The sequence below is a fragment of the Mesorhizobium sp. B2-7-2 genome (assembly GCF_006440775.1).
Classification (GTDB): domain Bacteria; phylum Pseudomonadota; class Alphaproteobacteria; order Rhizobiales; family Rhizobiaceae; genus Mesorhizobium.
In genome coordinates this window covers 79,553-102,537 of the sequence record NZ_VFTZ01000008.1, presented here as the reverse complement: position 1 = coordinate 102,537, position 22,985 = coordinate 79,553, and the positions used below count along the sequence as shown (strand labels likewise).

The 22,985-nt window shown below is 65.3% G+C and carries 13 protein-coding genes; 5 read left to right on the top strand and 8 right to left on the bottom strand.

From position 1 onward, the window contains the following. Positions 1 to 86: 86 nt before the first annotated feature. The 7 genes from FJ425_RS13195 to hutI all read right to left on the bottom strand — a co-directional run bounded on the left by FJ425_RS13195 (position 87) and on the right by hutI (position 17,289). The gene (locus FJ425_RS13195) at positions 87 to 1,856 is read right to left on the bottom strand and encodes a glucan ABC transporter ATP-binding protein/ permease (RefSeq protein ID WP_140723975.1); all 1,770 of its coding nucleotides are present in this window, start codon (positions 1,854 to 1,856) and stop codon (positions 87 to 89) included. Between the two features lie 375 nt (positions 1,857 to 2,231). Then, the gene (locus tag FJ425_RS13190; RefSeq protein WP_140723972.1) at positions 2,232 to 10,811 is read right to left on the bottom strand and encodes a glucoamylase family protein; all 8,580 of its coding nucleotides are present in this window, start codon (positions 10,809 to 10,811) and stop codon (positions 2,232 to 2,234) included. 269 nt (positions 10,812 to 11,080) lie between these two features. Next, complete coding sequence (locus tag FJ425_RS13185) at positions 11,081 to 11,668, bottom strand: HutD family protein (protein WP_140634041.1); 588 nt, start codon at positions 11,666 to 11,668, stop codon at positions 11,081 to 11,083. A 115-nt stretch (positions 11,669 to 11,783) separates the two neighbouring features. Then, positions 11,784 to 13,457: a urocanate hydratase gene (hutU, locus tag FJ425_RS13180; protein ID WP_181164973.1), complete on the bottom strand. Its 1,674-nt coding sequence runs from the start codon at positions 13,455 to 13,457 to the stop codon at positions 11,784 to 11,786. A gap of 31 nt (positions 13,458 to 13,488) precedes the next feature. Then, positions 13,489 to 14,304 carry an N-formylglutamate deformylase gene (gene hutG, locus FJ425_RS13175; RefSeq protein ID WP_140723969.1) on the bottom strand — a complete coding sequence of 272 codons (816 nt, stop codon included), beginning with the start codon at positions 14,302 to 14,304 and terminating at the stop codon, positions 13,489 to 13,491. A gap of 220 nt (positions 14,305 to 14,524) precedes the next feature. After that, positions 14,525 to 16,060, bottom strand: coding sequence for a histidine ammonia-lyase (gene hutH, locus FJ425_RS13165; RefSeq protein ID WP_140723966.1), 1,536 nt, complete (start codon positions 16,058 to 16,060; stop codon positions 14,525 to 14,527). Then, positions 16,057 to 17,289 carry an imidazolonepropionase gene (gene hutI, locus FJ425_RS13160; protein ID WP_140723962.1) on the bottom strand — a complete coding sequence of 411 codons (1,233 nt, stop codon included), beginning with the start codon at positions 17,287 to 17,289 and terminating at the stop codon, positions 16,057 to 16,059. Before hutI ends, hutH begins: the two co-directional genes overlap by 4 nt. A 94-nt stretch (positions 17,290 to 17,383) precedes the next feature. Between hutI and FJ425_RS13155 the strand changes: the two genes are divergently transcribed. Continuing rightward, positions 17,384 to 18,739 carry a formimidoylglutamate deiminase gene (locus tag FJ425_RS13155; RefSeq protein ID WP_140723959.1) on the top strand — a complete coding sequence of 452 codons (1,356 nt, stop codon included), beginning with the start codon at positions 17,384 to 17,386 and terminating at the stop codon, positions 18,737 to 18,739. 13 nt (positions 18,740 to 18,752) lie between these two features. Further along, a complete protein-coding gene (gene hutC, locus FJ425_RS13150; protein ID WP_140723955.1) occupies positions 18,753 to 19,499 on the top strand; it encodes a histidine utilization repressor in 747 nt (248 codons plus the stop codon). 164 nt (positions 19,500 to 19,663) lie between these two features. Here the strand turns inward: hutC and FJ425_RS13145 are convergent, their stop codons facing one another. Next, positions 19,664 to 20,008 (bottom strand): RidA family protein, encoded by a 345-nt coding sequence (locus FJ425_RS13145; protein WP_140723952.1) that lies wholly within the window; start codon positions 20,006 to 20,008, stop codon positions 19,664 to 19,666. 221 nt (positions 20,009 to 20,229) lie between these two features. Here FJ425_RS13145 and aztA point away from each other — a divergent pair, with 221 nt between their 5' ends. From aztA to aztC, 3 genes are read left to right on the top strand one after another with little or no spacing between them, the layout of a single operon-like run. Beyond that, on the top strand, positions 20,230 to 21,042 hold the full coding sequence (gene aztA, locus FJ425_RS13140) for a zinc ABC transporter ATP-binding protein AztA (RefSeq protein ID WP_140723949.1): 813 nt from the start codon (positions 20,230 to 20,232) through the stop codon (positions 21,040 to 21,042). Beyond that, positions 21,042 to 21,917, top strand: coding sequence for a zinc ABC transporter permease AztB (aztB, locus tag FJ425_RS13135; RefSeq protein ID WP_140634059.1), 876 nt, complete (start codon positions 21,042 to 21,044; stop codon positions 21,915 to 21,917). The genes aztA and aztB overlap by 1 nt, the downstream gene beginning before the upstream one ends. 29 nt (positions 21,918 to 21,946) lie before the next feature. Next, positions 21,947 to 22,888: a zinc ABC transporter substrate-binding protein AztC gene (gene aztC / locus FJ425_RS13130; protein WP_140723946.1), complete on the top strand. Its 942-nt coding sequence runs from the start codon at positions 21,947 to 21,949 to the stop codon at positions 22,886 to 22,888. The last annotated feature ends 97 nt before the right edge of the window (positions 22,889 to 22,985 follow it).

The window sequence follows — 22,985 nt, the reverse complement described above, 5'->3', positions numbered from 1 at the left end:
GTCGATCGGATGCTGGTGTCAAGCTGGAGCACCCCTCATCGGCCGCTTCGCGGCCACCTTCTCCCACAAGGGGAGAAGGAGAGAACTTACGCCGCTTCCGTCACCGCACGGCTGAGGCGGCGGACTTCCTCGTCGTTGAGCAGGCCGCCGGCGCGCAGCAGGGCAGCGAAGCGGCCGTTGCGCAGCGACAGCTCGGTGAAGCCGCCCATCTCGACCACCCTGCCCTTGTCCATGAAGACGACGAGGTCGGCGTCGCGGACCGTGGTCAGGCGGTGGGCGATGATGAAGGTCGTGCGGTTGCGGCGCAGCTCGTCGATGGCATCCTTGACGCGATCCTCGGTTTCGACGTCGAGCGCGCTGGTCGCCTCGTCGAGCACCAGGATCGGCGCATCCTTGAGCACGGCGCGGGCGATGGCGATACGCTGGCGCTCGCCGCCCGAGAGCTGGCCGCCGCGCTCGCCGACGACGGTGTCGTAGCCGCCGCTCTTGGCCAGGATGAAGTCCTGGGCGGCGGCGGCATTGGCGGCGGCGTGAACCTCGTCATTGCTGGCATCGGCACGGCCGACACGGATGTTGTCCTCGATCGAGCGGTTGAGCAGGCCGGCGTCCTGGAAGACGGTGGCGATCGAATGGCGCAGCGACTTGCGGGTCACCGTGCGGGTGTCGATGCCGTCGATCAGGATGCGGCCGCTGGCGGGCGTGAAGACGCGCTGCAAGAGATTGATGAGCGTCGTCTTGCCAGCGCCGGTCGGGCCGACGATGGCGACCGTCTGGCCGGCCTGGACCTCGAAGGAGACGTCCTCGATGCCGTGGCCCGAATTGGCGAACTCGAAGCTGACATCCTCGAAGCGGACGTGGCCGGTGACGTTGGTCAACTCGCGCAATCCGTCCGGCTCGGCGGTCTCGGCAGCCGAATCCTCGAGGCGATAGAACTCCTCGAGCTTGGCACGAGCCTCGGAAATCTGGGTGGTGAAGGCCGACATCTGGTCGAGACGGGCGATCAGCATTCCGGCAAAGCCGGTGAAGGCAACGACATCGCCGACGCGGAGCTGGCCACGGGTGACGAGATAAGCGCCGATCGAGAGCACGATCATCATCGAGATGGTCGACGACAGGCGGTTCAGCGCATTGGCAATCGCCCACCAGTCGAGCACCGGGTTCTGCGCGTCGAGCAGATCCTTCACATAGCGCTTCAGCGTCGCGGTCTCGTGGCCAATGCGGTTGTAGCTCTGCAGCACGGCAACGTTGCTGACGCTGTCGGTCACGTGGGCAAACACGGTGTGGTAGTGGCGTTCGACGGCAGTCTGCCCCGACGTGGTGCGGCGCATGACGAGCCGGCCGATGCCAACGTAAAGCACGCCGAGGCCCAGCAATACGACGGACATGCGGATGTCCATGGACAGCGCGGTCGGAACCAGCAGCACCAGCGCGATGGCCGTCGAGAGATGCACGCGCATGAATTCGAGCCACAGGCTGAACAGGGTCTCGACCGCGCGCAGCAGCGTGTGCAGCGAATTGGATGTGCCGCGCTGATGGTGCCAGGCAAGCGGCATGGTGATGACGCGCTCGAAGGACTGGCACAGCACTTCGGAGCGACGGGCATGAGCGAAGCGGTCGGCGCCGCGCGCCACCAGCACGAAGGCGACGACGTTGAAGGCACCAAGAGCGGCCCAGACGGCGAGCGTCGAAAACACCGCGCCTTTTTCGGAGATGGCACCGATCACCCGGCCCAGCAGGATGGGCTCGAGGATCGCGATCGCCGCGAGCGCGACGTTGGCGCCGCAAATCAGCGCAACGCGCTTCTTGTCGGACGCCAGATAACCCAGCGCTCTAAAGTAGATCTGCAGAAGTGACACTTCAGCTACTCCGCCAAACTCTTGTCTGTGCTCAATGCCCGAATTGTGCACCGCACCATTTTCTGACACGTATCGGTTAACGTGTCGCGAAACAATGCGTCGTCTATCGCTTCCGTTCCCATTTAGCGAACAAAAGATGACGACGGTACGAAATCTGACGTGATCACCTAACGGTTTGAGATAAAAGGTGAAATGTCAGGCTTGCGGCAAAATAATGGCACCTGCCTCGCGCTGCCACATTTTTAATCACAAGCTGCTTGCTTAGGCTGCCCTAAAGGAAGGCGCGCGATCGGACGCGAGAGCCGCGCCAAGTAAAAAACGGCGATCGGCCGCGCACCCCGAGGGATGCGCGGCCGACGAACCAAACCTTTGATTTTACGCAGGTATCCTGACGACGACTTCGGTCTTGCCGCCGGATTTCGGCTCGAAAGAGGCCGATTTTTTCTTCGAACCATCGACTTCTAGCGAGATCGACTTGGTCTTTTTGTCGCGGATAACACGAAGCTTGATCTCGCCGTCGAACATCTTGAGCGTCGCGGCGTAGCCGTCCCAGTGCCCGGGCAGCTTCGGCCTAAACGTGATCTCCTTGCCGCGCCGCTCGATACCGAGAATGCCCTCCACCGCGGCGCGGTAAAGCCAGCCGGCCGAGCCCGTGTACCAGGTCCAGCCGCCGCGGCCGCCCTTGCCTTCGCCGGCATAGATGTCGGCGGCCACGACATAGGGTTCCACGCGATAGTGCTCGGCCGCCACCTCGTCCGAAGCGTGGTTGACCGGGTTCAGCATCGAGAAGCAGCGATAAGCTTCGTCGGTGCGGCCCATTTCAGCCAGCGCGATCACGAACCAGGTGGCAGCATGGGTGTACTGGCCGCCATTCTCACGCACCCCCGGCGGATAGCTCTTGATATAGCCCGGGTCCTTCTCGCTCTTGGAGAAGGGCGGCGTGAACAGCTTGACGATCTTGAGCTTGTCGTCGACCAGTATCTCGGTCGCCTGTTCCATAGCCGTCGTCGAGCGCGCGGGGTCGCCCTCGCCCGACAGCACGCTCCAGGACTGGGCGATCGAGTCGATCCTGCACTCGTCCGAATTGTGCGAGCCGAGCGGCGTACCGTCGTCGAAGCTGCCGCGCCGGTACCATTGGCCGTCCCAGGCGGTGCTTTCCAGGGCCCGCTTCAGCGCGTCCGCGTGCTTGGTCCAGGCCTGTGCCCGCTTGGTGTCGCCCTGCCCCTTGGCGACAGGCGCGAAGTCGGTGAGCGTCTTCAGCAGGAACCAGCCCAGCCACACGCTCTCGCCCTTGCCGCCCTCGCCGACACGGTTCATGCCGTCGTTCCAGTCGCCGCCAAGGATGAGCGGCAGGCCGGCGGGGCTGCTGCGCTTGATCGCGAGATCGAGCGCCCGCGCGCAATGTTCATAGAGCGGCGCGGTGTTCTTGGTGATCTCCGGCGTGAAGAAGGCGTCATGCTCGCCTTCGCCGAGCTGCTGTCCGTCGATGAAGGGCAACTGCTCCTTCAGGATACCGGCATCGCCCGTCACCTCGATGTAGCGGGCCGTCGCATGCGCCAGCCAGACTACGTCGTCCGAGATCATCGTGCGCACCCCGGCATCGGTGCGCGGCAGCCACCAATGCTGCACGTCGCCTTCCGGGAATTGCCGGCGCGCCGCGTTGAGGATCTGGTCGCGCGCCAGCTTGGAGTCATGCGCCAGAAGCGAGAGCGTGTCCTGCAACTGGTCGCGGAAGCCGAACGCGCCGCTCGCCTGGTAGAAGGCCGAGCGCGCGCGGATGCGGCAGGCCAGGCTCTGGTAAGGCAGCCAATGGTTGACCATGGCGTTCATCGCTTCGTCGGGCGTCTCGACCTGGATGGTGTCGAGGAAGCCGCGCCAGACGCGCTCGTTATCGGCCAGGCGCTGATCGAAATCCTTGCCGCGATGGGTCTGCACCAGCGCGCTCGCCTCGGCGGGCGTGGCCGCGTCGCCAAGCAGCCAGGACAGTGTCACGTCGCCGCCGGCGGGAATGTCGATGTCGCTGGCGACGACAGCGCAAGGATCGTCGCCCGCCTCGATGCGGCCGGAAAGCGCAAGCCCGCCAAGCACGGCCTGCGGATATTCGGTCGTGCCGTGCCTGCCGATGAACTCGCTGCGGTCGGCGGTTACCGAATGGACAGGATGGCTGGCCGCCAGGAAAGCGACACGCTCGCCGAAGTCGAGGCCATACGGATTCTGCGCCAGCATGGCGCCGGTGGCGGCGTCGCGCGACGGTACGATGGTCGCCGCCGTGCGCGAGCGATGGCCGCCCAGCACCCATTCGGCATAGGCATAAATGCGCAACCGCGCCGGCGCCGGGCCGGCATTCTGGATGCGCAGCCGGGTGATCTTCACAGGATCGGTGGGATCGACCACCTGCGTCAGGTCCATCGACAGCGAACCGCGCCTGGAGCGGAAGGTCGAGAAGCCCTGGCCGTGCCAGGTCTCATAGGTCATCGACGGATCGCGCACCGTCGCGGCCATCGGCGAGAAGGCCTTGCCGCTCAATTGGTCGAAAATATAGAAGCCTTCGCCCGGCCGGTTCGACACCGGGTCGTTCGACCACGGCGTCAGCTGATAGTCGCGGCTGTTGCGGCTCCAGGTGAAACCGGCGCCTTCGGCCGAGACGTGGAAGCCGAAGGAGGCGTTGGAGATCACGTTGATCCAGGGCTGCGGCGTCGAACGCCGCCCGGTCAGCCGCGTCACATAGTGGCGGCCGTCGCCGTCGAAGCCGCCAAAGCCGTTCCAGAGGCTGAGACCGCTGCCGTCGGCGGCAATGTCGGCTCCGCTTCGGCTTGCCGGCACCGGCAAGGGCAGCGGCGGAACGGGCTCGCGCGGCGTGCCGCCCTCGGCCTGCATCAAGGCGTCGCGTGCCTGGAGCGCCGCCGTCTCGGCACGTTCGAGCTGATCGAAGATCGTGCCGTTGCGGGTGTGCAGCACGACCCGCGCCACCGACAGCAAAGTCTTGTAGGTCGGCTCGTCCATCAGGTCGCGGCGCACCGCGAAGATATGCTGGCGGGGCCCGAGCTCACGGCCGCGCAGGCGGCTGTTCTCGCACAGCGTCTCCACCGCGCGCTGCAGGTCCTGCACATAGGACGAGGCCTGCTCGTTGACGACGACGAAGTCGATCATCATGCCCCGCGCCCGCATATATTCCTGGAAGCGGAGCGCCTGGGCGACGATCTCGAGATCGGCGACGTCGCCGATGCGCACGAGGAAGATCGGGAAATCGCCGGAGATGCTGGTCGGCCACAGGCTCGACTGGCGGCCGAGGCCCGACGCGATAGATTCCGCCGGCAGGCGCAGGAACGGATCGGGATAGATCAAATAGCGCGCCAGCTTCTGCACATTGGCGGCGTCGGTGAGGCTGAGCCCCAGATGGCGCGTCTGCACCTGGCTGCGCGTCCAGGCAAGCATGGCCTGGCGGGCGAAGCTCTCCTGGTGGTCGAGACGGGCTATCGCCTCGTCGAGCTCGCCGCGATTGGCGCCGACGGCGGTCCAGAAGGTCAGCGATATCTTCTTGTTGGCCGGCACGCGCACCTGGCGACGCAGCGCCGCTACCGGGTCGAGCGTGAAGCCCTGGCTGCCCGAAAGCCTGACGCCGGGGTCGAAGGCGACGGCATCGGCGATGGTGCGGCCACGGCCGATGAAGGCGCGCCGGTCGGTCTCGGCCTCGGCATCGCGCGACGGGCCGGACGGGTCGGTGACGAAATGCACCATGGTGAGGTCGGGATCGTTGTTGTCGCGCTTGCGCCTTGTGGCGAAGATCGCGCTGTTGTTCGGCGCGATCTCGGTCTCGACGAACATCTTGGAGAACGCCGGATGCGCGTTGTCCGAAGTCTCGTTGCCGAGCACCAGCTCGGCGAAGGAGGTCACTTCGATGTGCCGGTCGGTGGCGCCGTCATTGTAGAGCGTGATGCGGCGGCCCTCGCCATTGCCTTCTGAAATGACGATGCATTCGACTTCCGAACGCAGCGAACCCACCGTCTTGGTGAAGCTCGCCTTGTCGTCGCCAAACAGCGTCTGGACGCGCTCGCCCTCGGCGCGCTTCGGCTCCGCGGTGGCCGACCACCAGTCGCCGGTCGCCGCGTCGCGCAGGAAAATATAGGAGCCGAGGCGATCCTCGCTCGGATCCGGCTGCCAGCGGGTGACGGCAAGCTCGCCGAAGCGGCTGTAGCCGGAGCCGGTGGCGGTGACCATGACCGAATAGCGGCCGTTGGACATGACGTTGGTCGCCCGCAGCGCCTTGATCGGATCGAGCACGACACGGCTGTCCGGGCTCTCGGCCTCGGTCTCGTCCTTGGAGCGCTCGTCGGCCTCCGTCCTGACGGTCGCCGTCGGAATGTCGCGCGGCGCCTTCTCCTGCAACAGAAGCTCGGCCGATTCGATCACCGGGTCGCTGTGGAAACGCTCGCGCAGCCGGCCCTCGAAAATGGCGTCGGCCACCGCCGCGATCGTCATGCCGGAATGGTGCGCCATATAGTTCTGCACCACGGCGTGGTCGGTGCCTTCGGGCACGCGTTGCGGCGTGAAATCGACCGCGTCGTAGAAGCCGTGGCGGCCGAGCGCGCCGATCGAACGCAGCCGCTGCAGGTTCTGCACCGCCTCGCGCGGACTGAACTGTGCGGCCAGGATCGTCGCATAGGGCGCGATCACGGTGTTTTGGCCAAGGCCGCGCTTGAGGCCGAGCCCGGGTACGCCGAAATTGGTGTACTGGTAGGTGAGTTCGCGGTCGCGAGCGTTGTAGGCCGCTTCCGAAATGCCCCAGGGCACGTTCTTGGAACGCGCATACTGGATCTGGCGCTTGATGATGAGCTTGCTGGTCTGGTTGAGGATCGAGCCCTGCGGCTCCTTCATCACCAGCGGCGGCATCAGATACTCGAACATCGAGCCCGACCAGGACATCAGCGCGCCCTGGAAGCCGATCTCGACGATCGGCCGTCCCAGACGGAACCAGTGCTCGGTCGGCAGGTCGCCCTTGGCGATGGCGAACAGGCTGGTGAGCCGCGCTTCGGAAGCAAGCAGGTCGTAGCAGCTCTCGTCGAGCTGGCGGTCCTCGACGCGGTAACCGATCGACAGCAGCTTGCGCTCCTGCCGCATCAGGAAGGAGAAATCCATCTCGAAGGCATAGCGGCGACAGCGCTCGCGCAAGGCGAGCAGCTTGGCGCGCAGAGCGGCGACCGCGCTATCGTCATTGTGCGAATCGTGCACATGCGCCTCGCAGGTCGCTTCCAGCCTGGCCGCCCAGTCGGCGATGACATCGCTCTTCGGCGATGCCGCCTCGGTGTGGATGGCGGTGGCGAGCTTGCGTATCTCGCCGGCCAGCACCGCAAGATTGATGGTGCGGATCGACGCCATCTCAGGCTGCGCCTTGATGGTCGCCACCGCGCGGCGCATGCCGTCGAGACGGTCGGCAAGGCGCTGGCGCAGCGGCCGCAGTTGCCGGCGGTCGTCCGGCAGCTCGTCCAGGTTCTCGTCAAGGATAGTGACGGTGTCGATGATGCCTTCGAAATCTCCTTGCAGATGCACGGAAGGCGCTTCGGCCCATTCGGCGCAGGACGCCGCCACCGCGACGAGATGTCCAGCGAGATTGCCGCTGTCGACCGCCGAGATGTAGAGCGGATAGAGCGGCTTCAGTGTCGTGGTGTCATACCAGTTATAGAGATGGCCGCGATCGCGCGGCATGTTCTCGATGGTCGTCATCGTGGCGTCGATGCGGGTGATGGCGTCCGACAGGCTGATCCAGCCGAAATCGCGCGCCGATACAACCGAGAGCAGATAGACGCCGATATTGGTCGGCGAGGTGCGCGGCGCCACAACCGGCGCCGGGCTTTCCTGGAAATTATCCGGCGGCAGGTGATGCTGCTCGGCCGTCACGAAGGTCTCGAAATAGTGCCAGGTGCGGCGCGCGAAGGTGCGCAGCGCGTGGATGTCGGCGGTCGAGATACGCAGCCTGTCCTCGGTCTCGGCCGAGCGGCTGATCCAGCAGGCGACGGCGGGCGAAGCGATCCAGAAGATGGCGAAGAAGAAGGCGACGAAGGCGCCGGTGGAATCGGCCAGCACCGGAATCGCCAGGCCGACGACGCCGATGATCACAGCGCCGTACATCATGCCGTAATAGGCGCCGAGATCGTTGCCGCCCTTGGCGGCTTGCGAGGCGGTACGCCATTCCAAAAGATTTTGCCGGCTGACGAAGAGCCGATAGATGGTGCGGATGATGGCATCGCCCATCATCCAGGCGAGATGCGCCATCAGAAGCACCTTGAGCGCCACAAGCGCTGTGCCGAACACGGTATCGCGGGCCAAGGCGGAGAAATGGCCGCGCGGCGTCTGGTCGCCGCTCTTCGGCAGGATGCCGTTCACGATGTCGAAGGTCGGCGCCATGAACAGGCTGAGGATCATAAGAGCCTGCCACTGCGCCGCCTGGGTGAAGGGCAGCAGCGTCCAGCCGGCGACGCAGGCCATGACCCAGAAGATCGGGGTGACCGAGCGGCGCAGATTGTCGACCATCTTCCAGCGCGACAGCGCAGGCACGCCGGACCGCGGATCGAAGATGTAGCCGAGCAGCTGCCAGTCGCCGCGCGCCCAGCGGTGGTGGCGCGAGGCGTCGACCGAGTAGCGGGTCGGATAGTCCTCGACCAGCTCAACGTCGGTGACCAGCGCGGCGCGCGCCAGCGCGCCTTCGAGCAGGTCATGGCTGAGGATGGTGTTTTCGTCGATGCGGTTCTTCAGAGCCGCTTCGAAGGCGTCGACATGGTAGAGGCCCTTGCCGGTGAAGGAGCCGTCGCCGAAGACGTCCTGGTAGAGGTCGGAGACCGCGAAGACATAGGGGTCGAGGCCGCGATTGGCCGAGAAGACGCGCTGGAAGAAGGAGGCGTCGTCGCCGCTGGTGAGCGAAGCGGTGATGCGCGGCTGCAGGATGGTGTAGCCGGCGGTGACGATGCGCTTGACCGGATCGAAATGCGGGCGGTTCAGCGGATGGGCGAGCTTGCCGACCAGGTCCGAAACCGCGTCGCGCGTGGTGCGCGTGTCGGCGTCGAGCGTCATCACATAGACGACGTTTTCCGGCAGCGGCACGTCGAGCGGCAGGAAGGTGGTATCGCTGTCGCCGCGCAAAAGAAGGTTCAGCTCATGCAGCTTGCCGCGCTTGCGCTCCCAGCCCATCCAGCAGCCCTGCGCCTGGTTATAGAGCCGGCGGCGATGCAGGAGGTAGAAGCGCGGCGAACCTTCGGACGGATAGCGGGCGTTGAGCCTGGCGATCTCGTCGCGGGCGTATTGCAGGATCTCGATGTCGGCGACGTCGATCTCGGTCTTGGAATCCGGCCAGTCGGACAACAGCGCGAAACGGATCTCGTCCGCCGTGTTGGCGAGGTGGTGCACCTCGATGTTGCGGATGTTTTCCTCCACGTCGTCGCGCGAGCCGATCAGCGAAGGCACCACGACCAAGGTGCGCGATTCGGCCGGAATGCCGTGCTTGTTGTAATCGTAGCCGACAAGCCTGGTCGGCTTCAGGAACAGCGCCACCACGGTGTTGAAGAAGGCCAGCGCGCCTTCGCTGGCCGGAACGGCAAACAGCGCCAGCATCAGCGTGATCGATTCCACCGACAGGCCGAGATTGACGAGCGCTTTGCCCGACAGCACCAGCAGCAGCGCCGTCAAAAGGAAAACCGGCACGACGATGCCCAGCCAGCCGGCGCTGGCAAAGCCTCGCTTGAAGGTCACATAGAAAGGCGGCCGGTAGCCGATCGCCCTTTCCAGTTCCTGCCGGCGCGGCCCGACCAGGAAGAAGCCGACATCGGTGTGCACGGCGGGGTCGGCGGTTTCCGGCACGCCGGACGCATCGGTGAGGCCGGGCGTGTGGCCGGCAAGCTCGATCGCCTTTTCGGCGACGCGGTATTCGGAGAGATGCGAGCGGCGCGCCAGCTGTTCGATCGCGGTGCGGTACTGGTCGCGCGAGAAGAAATCGAGGTTGGCGAAATCGGTCTTTTCGCGCAGCAGCGTGTCGATGCGGCTGACGCCCTCGAACCAGACCGTCCAGTCGACGTCATTGATGAGGCGCAGACCGCGAATGATGTTGCCGGTGGTGACATTGCCGCTAGAGAGCGTCTGATGCTCGGAGATGATGATCTCCTCGGCATCGGAACCGGTCTTTTCCAGCTCGCCTTCCAGCCATTCCAGCGCGCGGCCGGCGTTCTGCGACCCGTCGCGCAGGCGGTAGAGCAGCTGGGTGGCGAAGGTGGTGTCCTGCGCATGCGCGCTGTAGTTGGACAGGATCCTGGTGCGGTCGGCATTGTCGTCGGTCGCGAGAACCCGGTCGGCGACCTCGTTGGCGACATGGCGCATCTGCCTGGTGCGGTCGACGCGAACGGCGATGCGGCGCAGGTTCTCGATCAGCACGAAACGCAGCAGCGACGGCAGCGCCCAGAGTTCGCCGATCTTCATCGGCTCGACCGACTGGAAGCCCTCGACGATTGCCTTGAACATGCTGGCGGAGACCGAGCTGTCGGAATGCTCGACATAGCTCCAGGCAACGACGAAGGCGCGCGGCAAGACGGTGCCGTTGCCGAGCGTGAGCGTCGGCAACTGCCGATAGAAGCGGCGCGGCAGGTCGCGCTTGACCTGGAAGATGGTCTCCTCGACAAGGTAGTTGTTGTCGAGCAGCCATTGCGCGGCCGGCGTGATGGTCTCGCCCTTGGCCTGGGCGGCATTGGTCGAGCGGTAGACTTCGAGAATCTTCTTGGCGCTGTCGCGGATGCGGGCGTGGAACTCGAACGGGGCGAGGCCGAACAATTCCTTGACTTCACCGTTGGCGAGCCCGACGCCCAAGGCGCGCAGCCGGTCCTCAGGCAGGAAATTGGAGCGTATCGGCGCTTCCGTCGCCGCCGGGAAACCGGCGCTTGTCAGTTCAATCTTGTTCGGGTTCGTCTGAATGTTCATTGAAAATTCCGTAAGGCGGGCGCAATGCGGCGTCACCGCCACGGCAATGCCCCTAAAACCGGTTCAATTGCAATTGGTTGCATGACTGGTTGGCCGAAAGTTTGTTCTGCGCACCACAACAGGGGCGTGCCCTTTCGACAGCTTTTGGGCGAACGCCCCTCGCTCTCCGCCCCCGGTTGGATCAGGGCAAGGATTCAGGCTTTTTCGTGGTACATGCAAGGGGCCGGGCGATAATTCGCCCAAGCCGCGATCATGTTTGGCAACAGCCGTTAATGGTTGGCCGCGAGGCGGTGGAGCCCGATCACGAAAAGCAGGCCCCGCCCCTTGGGCTGAAGCCGCGATTCCGGGCTGTCGCGGTCGAGGATCAGCGTGTCGAGCGGTCCGAGGCTCGGCCGAGCGTCCGTGATGAGTGTGGCGCCGGCACCGACGGCAAGAACGAGGGTGGTGTCGGCGCGCGGCGCGATCCGAATCTCGGCGGTGAAAGACCGGCGCTCGACATCATGGGCCATGCGGCCACGGCGGGTCATGATGTTGAGATCGGTGATCGGGCCGCCGATCAGCGCCGCGCCGGTCGGCACGTCGCCCGGAAAGGCGAGCGGCGCTGAGGCGGTGGTCAACCGCGCCGGCGCCTGGCCGGCAATGTCGAGAATGATCCCCTCGCCTTCCAGCACCGACAGTGTTCGATCTATGCCCGCGAAGCTTGAGAACGGCCCGCTCGTCTCGACCCGGGCCATCGAGACGCGCCAGTCGAAATCCTCGAACCCGGCGCCGTCGGGCGAAACGGCGATCTCGGTGGTGGTGCCGCCGCCATTCTTCCACGGCATAACGCGGTAATCGGCGGCACGAAGGATGCGCATTCGGCTCAGACCCGGACGATTTCAAGTCGATTCGACCTGAAATCATCCAGCTCTGTCTTTTTGGTTAGGAGCATGATGTTGCCCGAAAACCGCCTCACACTTTTCGGCATCATGCTCAGCCCAGGATGCCCGGCAGGTTAAGCTGGTGCTCCTTGGCGCATTCGATGGCGATGTCGTAGCCGGCGTCGGCATGGCGCATGACGCCGGTCGCCGGGTCGTTCCACAGCACACGTTCCAGGCGCTTAGCCGCGTCAGCCGTGCCGTCGGCGACGATGACCATGCCGGCATGCTGCGAGAAGCCCATGCCGACGCCGCCGCCATGGTGCAGCGACACCCAGGTCGCGCCGGACGCGGTGTTGAGCAGCGCGTTGAGCAGCGGCCAGTCGGAAACGGCGTCGGAGCCGTCCTTCATCGCTTCGGTCTCGCGGTTCGGCGAGGCGACCGAGCCGGAATCGAGATGGTCGCGGCCGATGACGACCGGCGCCTTGAGCTCGCCCTTGGCGACCATTTCGTTGAAGGCGAGACCGAGCTGGTGGCGGTCGCCGAGGCCGACCCAGCAGATGCGCGCCGGCAATCCCTGGAACGAGATGCGCTCGCGCGCCATGTCGAGCCAGTTGTGCAGATGGGTGTTGCCGGGGGTGAGCTCGCGCACCTTGGCGTCGGTCTTGTAGATATCTTCCGGATCGCCCGAGAGAGCGGCCCAGCGGAACGGGCCGATGCCACGGCAGAACAGCGGCCGGATATAGGCCGGCACGAAGCCCGGGAATGCAAAGGCGTTCTCGAAACCCTCGTCCTTGGCGACCTGGCGGATGTTGTTGCCGTAGTCGAGCGTCGGCACGCCGGCGTTCCAGAACGCCACCATCGCCTCGACATGCTCGCGCATCGAGGCGCGGGCGGCCTTCTCGACGGCCTTCGGATCCGAGGTGCGCTTCTCGCGCCACTCGGCCATCGACCAGCCCTTCGGCAGATAGCCGTTGATCGGGTCATGCGCCGAGGTCTGGTCGGTGAGGATGTCGGGGCGGATGCCGCGCCTGAACATCTCCGGCACGATCTCGGCGGCGTTGCCGAGCAGGCCGACCGATCTTGCTTCGCCGGCCTTGGTCCAGCGATTAATCATCTCCATCGCTTCGTCGAGCGTCTCGGCCTTCTCGTCGACATAGCGGGTGCGCAGGCGGAAATCGATCGAGTCCGGGTTGCACTCGATGGCAAGGCAGCAAGCGCCGGCCATGACGGCTGCCAGGGGTTGGGCGCCGCCCATGCCGCCAAGGCCGCCGGTCAGGATCCACTTGCCCTTGAGGTCGCCATTATAGTGCTGGCGGCCGGCTTCCACGAAAGTCTCGTAGGTGCCCTGAACGATGCCCTGCGTGCCGATATAGATCCAGGAGCCGGCCGTCATCTGGCCGTACATCATCAGGCCCTTCCTATCGAGCTCGTTGAACTTCTCCCAGGTTGCCCAGTGCGGCACGATGTTGGAGTTGGCGATGAGCACGCGCGGCGCGTTGGCGTGGGTCTTGAAAACACCGACCGGCTTGCCCGACTGCACTAGCAGCGTCTCGTCCTCGCCCAGCGTCTTCAGCGAAGCGACGATGCGGTCGAAATCGTTCCAGGTGCGCGCCGCCCTGCCGATGCCGCCATAGACGACGAGCTCGTTCGGGTTCTCGGCGACCTCCGGGTCGAGATTGTTCATCAGCATGCGCAGCGGCGCTTCCGTCGTCCAGTAGCGAGCATTGAGCTTGTCGCCGCGGGGGGCGCGCACTTCACGGATGTTGTGACGAGGATCGGTCATCATTGTCCCTTTCAAGCAAGGCGGGCGGCGCGGGTCAGCGCCCGGCCCAGTCAATGGCGGTTTCGAGGATTGTTTTCAGCGTGGCGCGGATCGGCGCGGCGTAGCTTGGGTCGTAAGGTACCGGCCAGTTTTCCGGCGAACCTTTTTCCGCAGGCTCGCGCATGTAGCCGCGGTTGGAGAGCTCCATCTGCAGCGCATGCACGCCGTTCCCGGGCTGGCCGAAGCTTCTGGTGATCCAGCCGCCCTTGAAGCGGCCGTTGGCCACCCAGGTCTCGCCGGTCGCGGCCAGGATGGCGGCCACTTTTTCCTGCAGCACGGGATCGGCGCTCTTGCCATCATTCGTACCGAGGTTGAAGACCGGCAGCGTGCCGTTGAACAGGCGCGGCAGCACCGAGCGGATCGAATGGCAGTCATAGAGCACGATCTTGTCATGCATGCCGCGTAGCCGGTCGATCTCGGCCTGCAGGGCGGCATGGTAAGGCTCGAAATAGGCCGCGCGGCGCTGATCGATCTCGGATGGGCTCGGCTCCTCACCCATGCGGTAGAGCGGATCGCCGTCAAACGTGTCGGTCGGGCAAAGGGTTGTCGTCGCCTGGCCGGGATAGAGCGAGACGCCCGACGGATTGCGATTGACGTCGATGACGGTGCGCGAGATGGCGGTGTGCACGACCGTGGCGCCGAGGTCGGTCGCGAAATCATAGAGCTTGTCGATCCACCAGTCGCAGTCGCGCCGGCCGAGCCAAGTCGAGACCAGACGCGAGTCGAGGCCGGCAAGGTCGAGGCCGGTGTGCGGGATCGAAACCAGCAGCGGCGCGGTGCCCTGGGTGACGGTGAGCCAGGACGGGGTCATGCGAGACCTCCGTAAGCTGGAGTTCTACGGCGCCCCCCTCTGCCCTGCCGGGCATCTCCCCCTCTTGGGGGGAGATTGGCTGTCGCGCCGGCCTTCGCCAATCGCCTGCGTTGAAGGAAGAGCGGCGCCAAAGCCGCTGCTGATCTCCCCCCTAGAGGGGGAGATGGCCGGCAGGCCAGAGGGGGGCGCGAAGGAACGCGACCTATCCTGGAGAGCGCTCTCACGACGCAATCCCCGGCAGCTTCACGGCACCCGCCGCTTTGACCGCGGCGCCGCTGCGGACTATGGCGATCGCCTTTTCCATGTCGGGGTGGAAATGGCGGTCATTGTCGAGATGCGGGACTTCGGCCCGGACCAGCTTGCGCACCGCCTCCAGCGCATCGCTGGACGCAAGCGGCGCGTGAAAATCGCAGCCTTGCGCGGCGGCCAGCAATTCGATGCCGATGACGGCGGTCGCATTCTCGATCATGCCGAGCAGCCGGCGCGCGCCGTGGGCGGCCATCGAGACATGATCTTCCTGGTTGGCCGAAGTCGGAATGGAATCGACGCTCGCCGGATAGGCCTTCTGCTTGTTTTCGGAAACGAGCGCTGCCGCCGTCACCTGGGGGATCATGAAACCGGAGTTCAAACCCGGCTTCGGTGTGAGGAAGGCCGGCATGCCGGACAGTGCCGGGTCGACCAGCATGGCAATGCGACGCTCCGACAGCGAGCCGATCTCGCAGACGGCGAGCGCAATCATGTCGGCGGCGAAGGCCACCGGCTCGGCGTGGAAATTGCCGCCTGAAAGCGCGGTGTCGTCCTCGGCGAAGATCAGCGGGTTGTCGGTGACGCCGTTGGCCTCCGTCTCGAGCGTATCGGCGGCCTTGCGAAGCACGTCGAGCGCGGCGCCCATCACCTGCGGCTGGCAGCGCAGGCAGTACGGATCCTGCACGCGCTCGTCGCCGACACGGTGCGATTCACGAATGGCGCTGCCGGCCATGAGATTGCGCAGCGCGTCCGCCGTCTCGATCTGGCCGCGATGCTTGCGCAACAGATGGATGCGCGGGTCGAAGGGGGCGTCCGACCCTTTGGCGGCATCGGTCGACAGCGCGCCGGCGACCAGCGCCGACTGGTAGAGAACCTCGGCCTCGAACAGGCCGGCCAGCGCGAAGGCGGTCGAGAACTGCGTGCCGTTGAGCAGCGCGAGACCCTCCTTGGCGCCCAATGTCACCGGCTCCAGCCCATGCGAGACGAAGGCCACCTTGGCCGGGAACCGGCCATGCGGGGTAAAGCATTCGCCGACGCCGATCATCACGGCTGTCATATGCGAAAGCGGTGCGAGATCGCCGGAAGCCCCAACCGAGCCTTGCGCGGGTACGACGGGGATGACGTCGTTGGCGAGCATTGCTTCCAGCAATTCGATGGTCCGGGGCCGCACGCCGGATGCGCCCTGGGCCAGGCTGGCGAGCTTCAATGCCATCATCAGCCGCACCACGGCGACGGGCATCGGCTCGCCGACGCCGGCGGCATGTGAGAGCACGATGTTGCGCTGGAGCGTTTCGAGATCGTCAGCCGGGATGCGGACGCTGGCGAGCTTGCCGAAGCCGGTGTTGATGCCATAGACCGGCTCGCCCTTGGCGACGATGCGGGCGACGGCCTCGGCGCTGTCCCGGATCTTCGGCCGGCAGGCGGCGTCAAGCCGCGGCACGGCGCCGCGATAGATGGCGCGCCAGTCGGCAAGCGTCGCGTTGCCGGGCGTCAGGGTAAGTTCGGTCATTGTCCTCTCCAGATACGGGCATGGAGCGGGTTGAAGCCCATGCGGTAGACGAGTTCGGCTGGGCGCACGATGTCCCAGATGGCGAGATCGGCCAATTTGCCGGCTTCCAGCGTGCCGGTGCTTTCAAGCAAGCCCAACGCCCGCGCGGCTTCGCGAGTGACACCGGCGAGGCATTCGTCGACGGTCATGCCGAACAGCGTCGCGGCCATGTTCATGGTGAGCAGCAGCGAAGTAAGCGGCGAGGTGCCGGGATTGGAGTCGGTGGCGACAGCCATTTTCACGCCGTGGCGGCGGAAGAGATCGAGCGGCGGCTTCTTCGTCTCGCGGATGAAGTAGTAAGCGCCGGGCAGGATCGTCGCCACAGTGCCGGCCTTGGCCATCGCGGCGGCGCCTTCCTCGTCCGTATATTCGAGATGGTCGGCCGATAGTGCGCCATAGCGGGCGGCAAGCGCCGCGCCATGCAGATTGGAGAGTTGGTCGGCGTGGAGTTTTACGGGCAGGCCGAGCGCCTTTGCCTTATCGAACACGCGCGCCATTTGCTCCGGCGAGAAGGCGATGCCCTCGCAAAAACCGTCGACCGCGTCGGCGAGCTTTTCGGCGGCGACCTCGGGGAGGATCGTGCCGGCGACGAGATCGATGAACGCGTCCCTGTCGCCCTTGGCTTCCGGCGGCAGGGCGTGGGCGGCGAGACAAGTGGTGCGGATCGTCACCGGCCGCTCACTGGCCAGCCGGCGGGCGGCGCGCAGCGACTTCTTCTCATTGTCGGCATCAAGGCCATAGCCGGACTTGACCTCGACGGTGGTGACGCCTTCGGCGATCAGCGCGTCGAGCCGCGGCAGGGTCTGGGTGACCAGCTCGTCCTCGCTCGCGGCGCGCAGCGACTTGACCGAGGAGACGATGCCGCCGCCGGCGCGTGCCACTTCCTCATATGTGGCGCCGGCCAGCCGCATCTCGAACTCGTTGGCGCGGTTTCCCGCATAGACAAGATGCGTGTGACAGTCGATCAGGCCGGGGGTGATCCAGCGTCCAGCGCAATCGACGGTCTCGGCGCCCTGCCCGGCCGCAGCCGGCATGTCGGCTTCGGGGCCGGCATAGACGATAAGCCCGTCATGCGCGGCGACCGCGCCTTTCTCGACGATGCCGAGGCCGGCCGCACCCTCGACAATGGTCGCCAGGCGCGCATTGCGCCAGACCCGATGGCCGCTCCTGTTGTTTGCTCCACCCATCATCTTTTCCATTTGAAAGGACGGCGATTATGTATATACATATTGAAACGCGACGCAAGCAATATCGTCGCTCATGCATCGAGATTTGGAGACGCAGGTGACGGCGATCTTTGCGGAACAGGCGCTTCTGCCCGAGGGCTGGCATAGCAATGTGAGGATCGCTTTCGACGGCGGCCGCATCTCGAAGGTCGAGGCCAGCGCTTCCGTGCAAGGCGGCGACGAGCGCCACGCCATCGTCATGCCCGGCATGCCCAATTTGCACAGCCACGCCTTCCAGCGCGGCATGGCGGGTCTGGCCGAATTGCGCGGACCTTCGGCCGACAGTTTCTGGAGCTGGCGCGAAGTGATGTATCGCTTCGCGCTGTCGATGACGCCGGACCAGGTCGAGGCTGTGGCGGCGCAGCTCTATGTCGAAATGCTGGAGGCCGGCTTTTCGCGCGTCGGCGAGTTTCACTACCTGCACCACGATCGCGACGGACAGCCTTACGCCAATATCGCTGAAATGGCAGAGCGGATCTCGGCCGCCGCCTCAGACACCGGCATTGGCCTGACGCTGCTGCCTGTCTTTTACGCCCATTCGTCCTTCGGCGGCGCGGCTCCCAACAAGGGCCAGCGGCGATTCATCAATGATGTCGAGCGCTTCGGACGTCTGCTTGAGAAAAGCCGCGAGGCGGTTCATTCGCTGGAGCGGGCCATCGTCGGCGTTGCGCCGCACAGCCTGCGCGCCGCAACGGCGGACGAGCTCAATGCGGTCGCCGCGATGGCGCCGGACGGACCGATCCATATCCACGTCGCCGAACAGGTGAAGGAAGTCGAGGACTGCGTCGCCTGGTCGGGAATGCGTCCAGTCGAATTCCTTCTCGCCAACGCCAAAGTCGACAAGCGCTGGTGCCTGATCCATGCCACCCATATGACCGAGGTCGAGACGATTGCCATGGCCCGGACCGGCGCCATCGCCGGGCTCTGTCCGATCACCGAAGCCAATCTCGGCGATGGTACGTTCGCGGCGCCACTGTTCATCGAGCATGGTGGCCGCTTTGGGGTCGGCTCCGATTCCAACGTGCTGATCGGCCTGCCGGACGAGCTTCGGCAGCTCGAATATTCGCAGCGCCTCGCCCACCGCGCCCGCAACGTGCTGGCCCGCGCCGGAGGCTCGACGGGGCGCGCCCTGTTCGACGCGTCGTTCGACGGCGGCAGCCAGGCGCTCGGCGCCGGCCAGTCGCGGATTGCCGCCGGCAGCCCTGCCGATTTGGTCTCGCTCGACGCCGGCCACCTTTCGCCGGCCGGCAAGGCTGGGGACGCGGTCCTCGACGCCTGGATCTTTGCCAATGGCAGCAAGGTCGATTGCGTGTGGGTGCATGGCAAAAAGCAGGTCAGCGGCGGCAGGCATGCCAAGCGCGACGCGGTTGCCAAGCGGTTCCGCGAAGTCATGACCGCATTGTCGCAGGGCTGAACAGGAACATCCGATGAGCCTCGTCGAGATAGATGACATCGAAGGCGGCGAGATCCTCTCGCTGCATCAACGCATCCTGTCGGATATCCGCGAAAAGATCCTGTCGGGCGCCTGGGCGCCGGGCCATCGCATTCCCTTCGAGCATGAGCTGACGGCTCACTATAATTGCTCGCGCATGACGGTGAACAAGGCGCTGTCGCAACTTGCCAAGGCCGGGTTGATCGAGCGCCGCCGCCGCTCCGGCAGTTTCGTGCGCCAGCCGCAGTCGCAGGCGGCGGTGCTGGAGCTGCACGACATCCGAATCGAGGTCGAGGCGCTCGGCCTGCCCTATCATTATGAGCGGCTGGAACGCGTCAAGCGGCGCAGCGGCGCCGAGGACCGTGCGCTGCTCGGACTTTCCGCGCCCGGTCCGGTGCTGGCGCTCGAGGGTCTGCATTTTGCCGGCGAACGGCCGTTCGCGCTCGAGCAGCGGCTGATCAATCTTTCAGCGGTGGCCGAGGCCGGCGAGGAGGAATTTCTCGATATCGCGCCGGGCCCCTGGCTGATCGGCCGCGTGCCGTGGAGCGAGGCCGAGCACCGCATCCGCGCCATGGCCGCCGACGAGACGATCGCCGATGCGCTCGATATCGACGTGGGCGCGCCCTGCCTGGTGGTCGAACGCCGCACCTGGAGCGCCGAGCATCCGGTGACGCATGTTCGGTTCGTCTATCCGGCGGAGAGCCACACGCTGGTGGCAAGATTCACGCCGTCGCAGGGATGAGCTCTTCTCCTTCTCCCCTTGCGGGAGAAGGAGGATCGGCGCGCAGCGCCGAGACGGATGAGGGGTGTTCCAGCGGAGTGAGACGTTGGCGTTTCCTGGAACACCTCTCATCCGGCCGCTTCGCGGCCACCTTCTCCCACAAGGGGAGAAGGAAAAGCGGGCGCTTAAATCGCCGCCGTCACAATGATCTCGACCAGATACTCCGGGGCGGCGAGCTTGGCTTCACCGGTGGCGCGCGCCGGGGTGTGGCCCTGCGGCACCCACTTGTCCCATTCCGAATTCATCTCGGCGAAGGTGCCTATGTCGGCCAGCCAGATGATCGCCTGGACGATCTTGGTCTTGTCGGTGCCGGCCTTGGCCAGCAATTCGTCGATGGCCTTGAGGATGTCGCGGGTCTGCGAAGCGACGTTGCCGCCGGGCTCGCCGACTTGGCCGGCCAGATAGACGGTGTTGCCGTGGATGACGATCTGGCTCATGCGCGGGCCGACATCGATGCGACGAATGCTCATTGGAGGTTCCTTCGTTATGGGAGTCGCTGCTCTTTAGAGTCCGGGCCGGCGCGGGGCAAGGCCGGCGGCCACGAAACCAATTGAGCCAATTGTCCGGTCTCTGCCGCCCACCTACACGGCGAGTTGACCTGTCGTGACACAATTGCGCCAGCCTGGCGTGTTGACTAATGTAATAACATCACATATCGACAGCGCACTCGATTTCGCGGACCGACTGTCTGATGACCAATGCCTGCCTGACTTTCCGCGACCTGACGCTGGGCTACAACAGCCACGCGGCCATCCATCATTTGAACGGCACCGTCCGCAAAGGTTCGCTGACCGCGGTGGTGGGCGCCAACGGCTCGGGCAAATCGACGCTGATGAAGGGCATCGTGGGCGTGCTGAAGCCGATGGAAGGCGCGGTGGTCCGTATGCCGGGCGTCCGCACCGCCTATCTTCCGCAGCAGTCGGAGCTCGACCGCTCCTTTCCGGCGCGGGTCGTCGACCTGGTCTCGCTCGGCCTGTGGCCAAAGCGCGGCATGCTCGGGCGCTACACCAAGGAAGACCGAGAATCCGTCAGCAAGGCGCTGATGGCAGTCGGGCTCGGCGGCTTCGAGAAGCGGCCGATCGACACGCTTTCCGGCGGCCAGTTGCAGCGCACGCTGTTTGCCCGCGTGCTGTTGCAGGACGCCGATCTCATCCTGCTCGACGAGCCGTTCAATGCGGTCGACGCCAAGACGGTCGGCGATCTCATCCAGTTGATAAAGCGCTGGCATGGCGAGGAGCGCACGATCATGGTCGTGATCCACGACCTCGACTTGGTGCGGCAGAATTTCCCCGAGACGCTGCTGCTTGCCCGCCAGCCCGTTGCCTGGGGCGACACCAAGGAAACGCTGCGTCCGGAAAATCTGCTCAAGGCAAGGCGCTTCCACGAGGCGTGGGAAGAAAACGCGCCGTGGTGTGAGCCGAGTGATCATGAACACAGCCATGATCACGCGCACCATGATCATGCGCATGACCACCAGCACGGCTCCGGACCGAGGGCGGCGTGATGGATTTCCTCTACGGCCTGTTCATCGCGCCCTTCGCCGACTTCGCCTTCATGCAGCGGGCGCTGTTCGGCTCGCTGATGCTGTCGCTCGGCGCCTGCCCGGTCGGCGTCTTCCTGATGCTCCGGCGAATGAGCCTGTCGGGCGACGCGATGGCGCATGCCATCCTGCCCGGTGCTGCCGCCGGCTTCCTGCTCTATGGGCTCGAAATCCTGCCGATGACCATCGGCGGGCTGATCGCCGGCATCATCGTCGCGCTCGGCGCGGGCGCGGTGTCGCGCTTCACCATCCAGCGCGAGGACGCCTCGATGGCGGCCTTCTATCTGATCTCGCTGGCCGTCGGCGTGCTGATGGTGTCGATCCGCGGCTCCAGCGTCGACCTGATGCATGTGCTGTTCGGCACGGTGCTGGCGCTCAACGATGAGGCGCTCATCCTGATCGGCGGAATCGTGGCGGTGACGCTCGCCTGCCTCGCCATCTTTTGGCGCGCGCTTGTCGCCGAATGCCTCGACCCGCTGTTCCTGCGCTCGGTGAGCCGCATGGGCAGCCCGGTGCATTTCATTTTCTTGGGCCTTGTCGTGCTCAACCTCGTCGGCGGTTTCCAGGCGTTGGGCACGCTGCTGTCGGTCGGGCTGATGATGCTGCCGGCCGCCGCGGCCCGCTTCTGGACGGCGCGTGTGGAGCCGATGTGCGCGCTGGCGGTGCTGATCGGCTTCGCCTCCTGCATCGCCGGGCTGCTCTTGTCCTATCACGCCTCGCTGCCTTCCGGCCCGGCGATCATCCTCTCGGCCGGCGTCGTCTATTTCTGCTCGATCCTGTTCGGCACGCGCGGCGTGCTGCGTGCCCGCATCGTGCATCACCGACACCGAACCGCCTGACCGCAATTCCCAAGCAAGGAGACCACCCAATGCTGAAATCCTTCCGTGCCGCGCTGACGCTGAGCGTTATAACATTAAGCGCTTTCGCAACATCGTCCGCCTTCGCGGCGCCGCTCAAGGTCGTAGCGAGCTTCACCGTGATTGCCGACTTTGCGAAAAATGTCGGCGGCGACCGGGTGGACATCACCACCATCGTCGGGCCGGACGGCGACGCCCATGTCTATGAGCCGAGCCCGGCGGACGCGGTGGCGATGGCCAAAGCCGACGTGGTGCTGGTCAACGGCCTGCATTTCGAAGGTTTTCTCCAGCGCCTGGTCGACGCCAGCGCCACCAAGGCCGCGATCGTGACGCTGACCAAGGGCGTAACGCCGATCGACTTCAAGCCGGAATTCGCCGATGCGGACGCCGCCGAAGGTGCTGGCACTGGCGGCGGCAAGACCGTCACCGATCCGCACGCCTTCCAGTCGATCGCCAACGCCAGGATCTATGTGAAGAACATCGCCGAGGCGTTCTGCACGGCCGATAGCGCAGGCTGCGACAGCTACAAGGCCAATGCTGCCGCCTACACCGCCAAGCTCGATGCGCTGGACGGCGAAGTGAAGGCGGCGATCCAGTCGATCCCCCAAGCCAAGCGCGTCGTCATCACCTCGCATGACGCCTTCGGCTATTTCGAGCACGACTACGGCCTGACCTTCCTGGCGCCGCAGGGCATCTCGACCGATTCCGAACCGTCGGCCGCCGATGTCGCCAAGCTGGTTGGCCAAGTCAAGCAGGACAAGGCGGCGGCGATCTTCGTGGAAAACATCACCAATCCGCGGCTGATCGAGCAGATCGCCGGCGAGACCGGCATCAAGGTCGGCGGCACGCTCTATTCGGATGCGCTGTCGGGGTCCGATGGACCGGCATCGACCTATATCGACATGATGCACAACAACATCACGCAGATCAAAGGCGCTATCCTCGGCAGCTGAGCGGCATCCTCGGCAGCTGAGCGGCGAGGCATCCAACCGGGCCGGCATTTTGGGTTGCCGCAGCGTCCATTGCGTGTCCAAGAGGTACGCGGCGCTG

Coding starts and splice junctions, on each gene's coding strand:
- hutI (WP_140723962.1), bottom strand. CDS start 17,289: ATGATGGGTGGAGCAAACAACAGGAGCGGCCATCGGGTCTGGCGCAAT.
- FJ425_RS13145 (WP_140723952.1), bottom strand. CDS start 20,008: ATGAGCATTCGTCGCATCGATGTCGGCCCGCGCATGAGCCAGATCGTC.
- hutC (WP_140723955.1), top strand. CDS start 18,753: ATGAGCCTCGTCGAGATAGATGACATCGAAGGCGGCGAGATCCTCTCG.
- FJ425_RS13185 (WP_140634041.1), bottom strand. CDS start 11,668: ATGCGCATCCTTCGTGCCGCCGATTACCGCGTTATGCCGTGGAAGAAT.
- hutU (WP_181164973.1), bottom strand. CDS start 13,457: ATGATGACCGATCCTCGTCACAACATCCGTGAAGTGCGCGCCCCCCGC.
- aztB (WP_140634059.1), top strand. CDS start 21,042: ATGGATTTCCTCTACGGCCTGTTCATCGCGCCCTTCGCCGACTTCGCC.
- aztA (WP_140723949.1), top strand. CDS start 20,230: ATGACCAATGCCTGCCTGACTTTCCGCGACCTGACGCTGGGCTACAAC.
- hutH (WP_140723966.1), bottom strand. CDS start 16,060: ATGACCGAACTTACCCTGACGCCCGGCAACGCGACGCTTGCCGACTGG.
- FJ425_RS13190 (WP_140723972.1), bottom strand. CDS start 10,811: ATGAACATTCAGACGAACCCGAACAAGATTGAACTGACAAGCGCCGGT.
- hutG (WP_140723969.1), bottom strand. CDS start 14,304: ATGACCCCGTCCTGGCTCACCGTCACCCAGGGCACCGCGCCGCTGCTG.
- aztC (WP_140723946.1), top strand. CDS start 21,947: ATGCTGAAATCCTTCCGTGCCGCGCTGACGCTGAGCGTTATAACATTA.